Consider the following 2843-nt stretch of genomic DNA (forward strand, 5'->3'; position numbering starts at 1 on the left):
TACTTGTGGAAAATTAATTGTTGCCATAATATTTCACTCCCTTATTATCTAAGGTTTTTAAGTGTATAATCAGTTAATTTTTTAATTTCCTCAGGAGTATATGCTCCTTTTTCTTTAATAGTTTCAATTTCATCATTTTTATTTTCAACCGATTTTTCAATCATATCTTTAATAAAATTAGTTGGTGAAATTGATTGTTGTTCATCAACAAACAAATCAGGTTTTAATTCTTTTAAAGTTTTCATTTTTTCAGATAAAGAATTACCACTAACTTTATTTAAATTAGTTTTAATATCTTCAATTTTAGTCGATGGAATATCTTTAAGTGCTTTTAATTCATCTAATTCATTAGATAATTTAATAAAGTCTTCTTTTGATATAATATCTTCGCGTTTTTGCACACTTTCTCTAATTTGCTTTGCTTCATTATGAAATTCATTTAAAATGTTATCTGCTATTTCTTCACTTAAACCTTGTTCTATAATTGTTCTTTTGTAAGTGCCATTTTATAAACCTCTCTTTTTTTATTCTTGTCTGATTAACAAGTCAGCTAAACTCTTTTTTAACGGTAAAAGATTAAATCTGTGTTTTTTATTATATACTAATAGTTCACAAATACAATACATTATGTAAATAAATACTAAACTTAATATATTTTATTGCTAATTTAGCCCTTAAAACTCGTAATAAGGGGGTATTTAACAAGATAAATTTATTAAAATAATTCATAATTTTGCTTGCGTATATATATATAATGCAGGTAAATCTTGATAAAGAGTTTCAAGATTAAGAAAAGGAGAAAAACAAGTATGAAAAAATTACTTAGTTTATTAAGTATCTTAACTATTAGTGGAACTGCTGCCCCAACAACAATTGCCGCTAGTCCTTATCAAAAAAGTGATGTAATTAAGCTAGAAAATAGTGATATTAATTATCAACAAACAAATAATTTAGAAAATTTAAATAGAAATAAAAGACAAATATATTTGTATAATTATGATAATCCAAATTTAAAAACAATTGATGGTTTTATAAAAAATTTAGTTGTTATGTTAAATAACAATAAAATTGCAAGATTAAAATCAAATAATTATAATCCAGAATATATATTATCTTTACCTGATAATAAATTTGAACCAGGAGAATACAACATAAATGGAATAACTGTTTGTTCTAATGAAACAACTTTTGTTCCAACCAAAATGATTCCTGTTGAAGAAAAACTTATACATTCTCAAAAAACAGAATTTAGGGCAGGAAATCAAGATGAGGATAAGGCATTAAGTGGTGCTTTTTCATATAATGTTACTGATTCTTTTTCTTTTAAATTTGGGCAAAAAATTAGCGTTAAAGCTGGTTTAAAAATAAAAATGTTGGCTTCTCTTGAAATAACAGGAGAACTTTCTGCAGAAGAAAACTGAACAAAAACAAAAAGTTATACAATAACTGCCCCTTCTCAATGAACAAAAATTAAAGCAAATCATAAGAAAGAAATAACGTTTTCTGTTTTTGAAGGAAAAAGTATAAATAAAGGAGTTTTAAAAACAAAAATAGATCCTAATTTAAAAATTAATACTTTTTTTACAAGATTGCCACACGATATAAATTATTATTATCAAAAATATATTAGTTTAAAAGATTTGATTATTGAAATTAAAAATAAAGGATATAATAATTTATTTAATCAAAACTCTTTAATAACTATGGAAGGTGAAGAAATATTTTTGAATATTCCTTGTGAAATAGAATCTAATTCTAGTCGTTTAGCAGTAACATTTGGAAATGAAACACCTTTATATTAATTAATTTTTGTAGTAAATGAAAAAAATATTAAGTTTTTTAGGAACAATCACTTTAATTGGAACAAGTACAACAAGTTTAGTTGCTTGTAATACACCACAAGAATATACAAAAGAAGAATTAGAACATTTAAAAAAAGAAAACCAAATACACACTGATAATCAAGAAATCAAAGATAATCTAGAATGAATAGCACCACAAGAAAAACCATTTAATAATATTGATAATAAATATTATTATGTAGTATGGCGTGGAAATAAAAATGAGAATTGAAGATTAATTAAATTTAAAAATAATACACTCGATTTTATAGAAATTGATAATTTTGAAAAAGCAGATTTATGAAAAAGTAGCCCCTATAAATTTGGCTCAGGACAAACATTAAATATTGCATGAACTTTTAAAGAAATTTATTGGGAAAATGACAATGGTACTTATTTTAAATATGTTTATCGTTGAAATTTAGATACAAAAGAGCCAAATTTAGTAGTTGATAATGATGGTAATATAAAAGTTAAAGGAGAATAAAAAAAGAGATGTAATATCTCTTTTTCTTTTATCTTGGTTTTATTGTAATTTTAACTGGGTTATCACTTTTATTTCTAATACCTAATACATTAGGGGATTATAAACATCTAATATAATATCTTTATCATTGCCAAAATAATCTCAAACAATAACTAATTGAGGAAATATTACTTTTGAAAATCTAATTTTTAATTTTACATCATTAGTATAATATGCTTGTAAATATGTTTCTTTGATTTTATCTTTATCATTATTAGATAATTTTGTTATTTGTAATAAAAATTTAATATTTCCATTATTTTTTTCAGTTGTATAACTATTTTGATAATTTCCACTTGGCAGTCCATTAGTATATGCAATAGGTTCAAATGTTTGAACTTCATTAGTTATATTATCTGTATACAAAGTTCTTATATTAGACTTCTTGCATAACCTATTAAAATAATTGTAAATATTTTTAAAAAGATACTAATAGCAAATTATAATTTTAATTAATTATGTCTTTTATTTAAAAA

4 protein-coding genes are annotated in these 2843 nt (G+C 22.9%); 2 read left to right on the forward strand and 2 right to left on the reverse strand.

Translation table 4 applies throughout. The annotated features are described in order from the left end of the window. Positions 1-44: 44 nt before the first annotated feature. Complete coding sequence (locus tag EHU54_RS05270) at positions 45-401, reverse strand: hypothetical protein (protein ID WP_400249328.1); 357 nt, start codon at positions 399-401, stop codon at positions 45-47. Positions 402-809: 408 nt separating this feature from the next. Here EHU54_RS05270 and EHU54_RS05275 point away from each other — a divergent pair, with 408 nt between their 5' ends. Together EHU54_RS05275 and EHU54_RS05280 are read left to right on the forward strand one after the other, a co-directional pair. Next, positions 810-1802, forward strand: a complete 993-nt coding sequence (locus EHU54_RS05275) for a hypothetical protein (protein ID WP_400249329.1) — start codon at positions 810-812, stop codon at positions 1800-1802. A gap of 16 nt (positions 1803-1818) precedes the next feature. After that, positions 1819-2328 (forward strand): lipoprotein, encoded by a 510-nt coding sequence (locus tag EHU54_RS05280; RefSeq protein ID WP_400249330.1) that lies wholly within the window; start codon positions 1819-1821, stop codon positions 2326-2328. Between the two features lie 81 nt (positions 2329-2409). Here EHU54_RS05280 and EHU54_RS05285 read toward each other — a convergent pair whose 3' ends face one another. Next, a complete protein-coding gene (locus tag EHU54_RS05285) occupies positions 2410-2733 on the reverse strand; it encodes a hypothetical protein (protein WP_400249332.1) in 324 nt (107 codons plus the stop codon). Positions 2734-2843: the final 110 nt, after the last annotated feature.

Origin of the sequence: Spiroplasma sp. ald, assembly GCF_044714355.1 — a bacterium.
Classification (GTDB): domain Bacteria; phylum Bacillota_I; class Bacilli_A; order Mycoplasmatales; family Mycoplasmataceae; genus Spiroplasma; species Spiroplasma phoeniceum.